Below are 3,947 nucleotides of genomic sequence, written 5' to 3'. Positions count from 1 at the left end.
CCGACCGAGCGCCGACCGGCGGACCCGTAGCTGACCGTTCGGGAGCTTGATCACCCGTGGTCCCTTGCCGGTCTGCCGCCAGTAGAACCAGGTCGAGCGCGATACGCGCAGTTCGGCGAGCACTTCCGGCACGGTCAACAGTTCCTCGTTCAAGGCGACTCCTCCCCCGTGTGCTGCGCGTCCTGCTGAGTTGCCGAAAGATCTGGCGGCCCCTGGGCGGCCCGGTCCTTCGCGGCGAGGAGTTCGGTCCGCCAGCGGGCGCGTTCGCTGATCGAACGCATGAGCCGGAAGGACAGCGGACCCACGTCGGGGTCGTCTGGTCGGGCGAGTTCCCAGGCGTGCCGGACCCGCTCGACGGTGTCGGCCTGGTCGTCGACGAGCTGCGTGCCGTCGGTGGTGACGCCGAGCAGGGCGCGCACCCAGGCGCGGGCGTCGTGCTTGTGGTCGGCCAGGGTCTTGCCGGACCAGTCGCGGGAGATGAGGATGCGCCGGCCGCCGATGCCGAGGGTGTCCCGCTGGTGGACCTTGCCCTTGCACCGGCCCGGCTTGAGCTTCGCGTGCGCCCTGCGCGGCTGGATCCCGAAAAGCAGCCAGTTCGCGCAGCGGTCAGTGCACGGGGTGACCTGGAGTTCCTGCCAGAGCCGGTCGAGGTGCTTGCGCTGCCGGTCGGTGGTCGCCTTGTGGACGTCCCCGGTGTGCTTGGTGATGTATTTCGTGACGTAGCGGATGGTCCGCTCGGCGTCCTCGGTGCCGGGCATGACACCCCGGGCGTCGACCTGGGAGCCGAAGCGCACGATGTGCACCGGTTCCGCGTCAGGGTCGTCGTCGATGGCGTCGAGCGCTTCCGTCCAGGTGGTCAGCGGCTCGCGGGTATCCGGGTCGACCCACGCCGAAGCCTGCTCGTCCCAGACCGGGAGGCGGTCGAGGGTGTACCGCTGGACGTCGGTCGAGGGCCACCACACCTGGTGGTACGTCGCTGCCGCTACGGTACGGAGCACGTCCCGGGGGATGGTGCCCCCGGATGGCGAAGTGGGCGTGTGGGGCGAGGCGGCGTTGCGGCTCGACGCAGCCGGCGTACTGGACGTTCCAGCCCTCGCAGCGGCGCAGGTTCTGCCAGAACCGGTCCAGCAGCCGGGGGAAGTGGACGGCGTCCCAGGCTGCGCGGCGGTAGTCGTACCTGTCTGGGTTGAGCGGGGTGCCGTCGGGGCGGACCGGGCCGTAGGAGTCGAGGGTGAGCGTGAGCCACATCGACGGGCGGTAGGAGGCGCCGTCGGATGCGGTGTAGGTGCGGCCGACGGTGCGCCGTTCGACCTTGCGCCGGGGCAGGTCTGGTGCGTCCTGACGGCGTTTGGTGGAGCGCTTGCGCCGGCGGCCGGGATCGTCGTCCTCGTCGTCGATGCTTCCGTGGGGTGGCCCGACCCGCCCGCGTAGCCCCTCAGCGGCGATGGCTTCCTCTACCTCGCGGATGGCCTGGTCGATGTCGTCGACCTGGTCCCACTGCGCAGCGCGTACTGCCTCGTCGCGGGAGAACTCCAGGTGTGCCCGGAACAGGATGAGGGACTTCTGTGCCTCGGTCGCGGGTTCCGGGCCGGGTAGCGGCTCGTCGTCGCGGTGCCAGCCCTCCCGGATCTGCGCCTGCCGCAGCCGGCGGTTCCTCTTGGCGCAGGGCGCGCACTTGTCCTCGCGGGTGGCGCCGCAGGGCAGGTCGATGACCTCGGTCAGGCCGGTGTCCAGGTCGGTGCGGCGCATGGCCAGCGGACGGACGCAGACGCCGTACTCGGTGGCGATCTCCTTGAGCACATCGACCGAGCGGGGCAGTGACATGCGGGCCGCCCGCGACCCCGGCCGAGGAGCAACCGGGGTCGGGGCGGGTTCGAGGCCGGGCAGGGTCGCAGCGGTCATCGGATGATCCCGACGACGTGGGGCCGGTTGGGCTGGACGACACCACGCGCAGGCAGCACCGCCACCGGAGCCGGGACGACGGGCGGCGCGGGTTCAGCCGGCCGGACCGGTTCGATGTCGGTGGTGACCGGCTCAGGCACCTCGTACCGCTCGGTTTGGGGTTGGTTCTGTTCCGGTTCGGCCGGTGCGCTGGACAGGACGACCTTGACCAGGGCGAGGAAGGCCAGCGACGGGACGGCGGCGACGATCCAGCCCCACACGGAGGGTTCGGCTTCCGCGACCTGTGCGGCGAGGGAGAGCAGGGCGAAGGCGACTAGGAGGACGCCGACGAAGCCGACCGGTCGACCAGCTCGACGCCGGGCGCGGATTTCGAGGCCGAGGTAGATGGCCATCAGCTCGACGGCTACGGCGTTGGCCCAGCCGATCCAGTGCGGCTGGCCGTGGGCAACGGACAGGTCGTGGACGTGGGTGAACGCGGCGGCGCCGGCCATGCCCCCGATGGCGAGCAGGATCAGCAGGCGTACGGCGGATTCGATGCGGTGGCGGTTCACGCCTGCTCCCCTTCCTTGCGCAGGTCACGGACGATGCGGGCGCCGTCGACGGCCCGGAGGGCGCGGAGGGCGTGGCCGAGGCAGCCCCAGGCCCGCTGGCTTGTCACGTCGGCGATCTCCAGCGGGCTGGGACGGGTGCAGTGCGGCTGGTCGGCGGTGGTGAGCGTGCACGGGTTCATCGGCCGCTCCGGGTGTCGCGGACGGTCAGCGTGATGCGGATGCTCTGGCCGTCGAGGTCGCGGCGGCGGTGGACCATGTGGGCCAGGCCGTGCAGGGCGGCGGCGAGCCGGTCCGGGGTGCCGTCAAGTTCGATGTGCAGGGGCTTGACGCGGTGGGTGCCGAAGAAGAGGCGCTTGAGGGACATCGGTTACCTCCGGGCCGGGGCGACGCGGGTACGGATGTGCTCGGGTGGTTCGCCGAGGGAGGCGACCGCTTCGGAGAGGCAGCGCCACAGCGCCCACGCCTCGTCGGGGGTGAGGTACATGCGGCGCCGGCCGCCGCCGACGGCGAGATAGACCGGGTACGGGTCGGGCCGTTGCGGGTCGACGCGGACGGACACGGCGGTGCTGGTCGTGCCGTCTGGGTGCGGGGCCCGCAGCCGGTAGAAGGTCGGGGCGGTCACCGCGGCTCACCCCCGTCGGTGTCGCGGTTCAGGAAGTTGAGCAGCGAATCCGGCAGCAGCGGCCCACGCGGTCGGGGAAGCGGGCGACGGGTGGGTTCAGGGGCGGTTTCCCGGCCGACCTGGGCGAGGATGTCCGCCGCGTCGGCCGGAGCCGGGTAGGTGGCGGCGAGGTCGCGGATGTCGTCGTCGGAGACATAGGAGAAGCGGACCCGGGCGGGTTCGGGAGTGCCGTCGAGGATCACGTACCCGACGCCCTTGGCCCATCGGGGCATCTGGTCGGCCAGGGCGCCCCGGTTGCGGGCACCGTCACCAAGGACGAGGTCGACCTGAGCGGCCTCGGTCAGGCCGAGCGCGATGCGGGTCGGGAACAGGTCCCGGAACGGGAGGACCTCCTTGCGCGGGTCCTGCAACGCGGCCACAACGAGGACGCCGACGCCGGCCCCCTGGGACAGCAACAGCCCCAGCGACGAGGCGATGCGCTTACGCAGCTCGACATCCTGGAGATAGGCGGTCAGCGCGGCCATCTCATCGATGACGACCACGACCAGGGGGTCAGCCTCGGTCGGCGTGTGGACCCGGACCGTGCCGGCAAGCCGGGTCTGCCGTTCCCGCAGCACGGCTACGGCCTCATCGAGGAGGTCGGCCATTGCCTCGAAGGACTTGCCGGCGAACCGGGCGAACAGCGGTCGGCCCATGGCGAACTCCATGCCGCCCTTGGGGTCGATCACCCACAGCCGCACCAGCCCCGACGTGATCCCACCGGCCAGCGCCCGGACCAGCGACCACAGCACCGAGCCCTTCCCGGAGCGGGTCGCCCCGCCGATCAGGACGTGGGTGGCGAGCAGGTGCAGGGACCAGTGCCGTAGGTCTTC

6 protein-coding genes and 1 pseudogene are annotated in these 3,947 nt (G+C 71.6%); all 7 read right to left on the bottom strand.

All coding sequences use genetic code 11. The annotated features are described in order from the left end of the window. A partial coding sequence (locus AB0M52_RS31920; RefSeq protein ID WP_363961400.1) for a helix-turn-helix domain-containing protein occupies nt 1-153 on the bottom strand: 153 nt, incomplete at its 3' end. Then, nucleotides 150-1,902, bottom strand: a pseudogene (locus tag AB0M52_RS31915) (replication initiator). The pseudogene AB0M52_RS31915 and the gene AB0M52_RS31920, both read right to left, overlap by 4 nt. Then, the gene (locus AB0M52_RS31910; RefSeq protein ID WP_363961398.1) at nt 1,899-2,453 is read right to left on the bottom strand and encodes a DUF2637 domain-containing protein; all 555 of its coding nucleotides are present in this window, start codon (nt 2,451-2,453) and stop codon (nt 1,899-1,901) included. Before AB0M52_RS31910 ends, AB0M52_RS31915 begins: the two are co-directional and overlap by 4 nt. Beyond that, nucleotides 2,450-2,632 (bottom strand): hypothetical protein, encoded by a 183-nt coding sequence (locus tag AB0M52_RS31905; RefSeq protein ID WP_363961396.1) that lies wholly within the window; start codon nt 2,630-2,632, stop codon nt 2,450-2,452. The genes AB0M52_RS31910 and AB0M52_RS31905 overlap by 4 nt, the downstream gene beginning before the upstream one ends. After that, entirely contained in the window at nt 2,629-2,817 is a 189-nt protein-coding gene (locus AB0M52_RS31900; protein WP_363961394.1) for a hypothetical protein, read from the bottom strand. Before AB0M52_RS31900 ends, AB0M52_RS31905 begins: the two co-directional genes overlap by 4 nt. A gap of 3 nt (nt 2,818-2,820) precedes the next feature. Continuing rightward, nucleotides 2,821-3,075 carry a hypothetical protein gene (locus tag AB0M52_RS31895; RefSeq protein ID WP_363961392.1) on the bottom strand — a complete coding sequence of 85 codons (255 nt, stop codon included), beginning with the start codon at nt 3,073-3,075 and terminating at the stop codon, nt 2,821-2,823. Next, nucleotides 3,072-3,947 (bottom strand): FtsK/SpoIIIE domain-containing protein (locus tag AB0M52_RS31890; RefSeq protein ID WP_363961390.1); only part of this gene is annotated, 876 nt, incomplete at its 5' end. The genes AB0M52_RS31895 and AB0M52_RS31890, both read right to left, overlap by 4 nt.

It is taken from the genome of Micromonospora sp. NPDC051296, from assembly GCF_040682255.1.
In the GTDB taxonomy this organism is placed as follows: domain Bacteria; phylum Actinomycetota; class Actinomycetes; order Mycobacteriales; family Micromonosporaceae; genus Micromonospora; species Micromonospora craterilacus.
The sequence above is the reverse complement of the archived record's forward strand: the minus strand, read 5'-3'. Positions and strand labels throughout refer to the sequence as shown.

Bases quoted from the DNA above. Each gene is read 5' to 3' on its own strand.
- AB0M52_RS31900 (WP_363961394.1), bottom strand. From the start codon at position 2,817: ATGTCCCTCAAGCGCCTCTTCTTCGGCACCCACCGCGTCAAGCCCCTG.
- AB0M52_RS31905 (WP_363961396.1), bottom strand. From the start codon at position 2,632: ATGAACCCGTGCACGCTCACCACCGCCGACCAGCCGCACTGCACCCGT.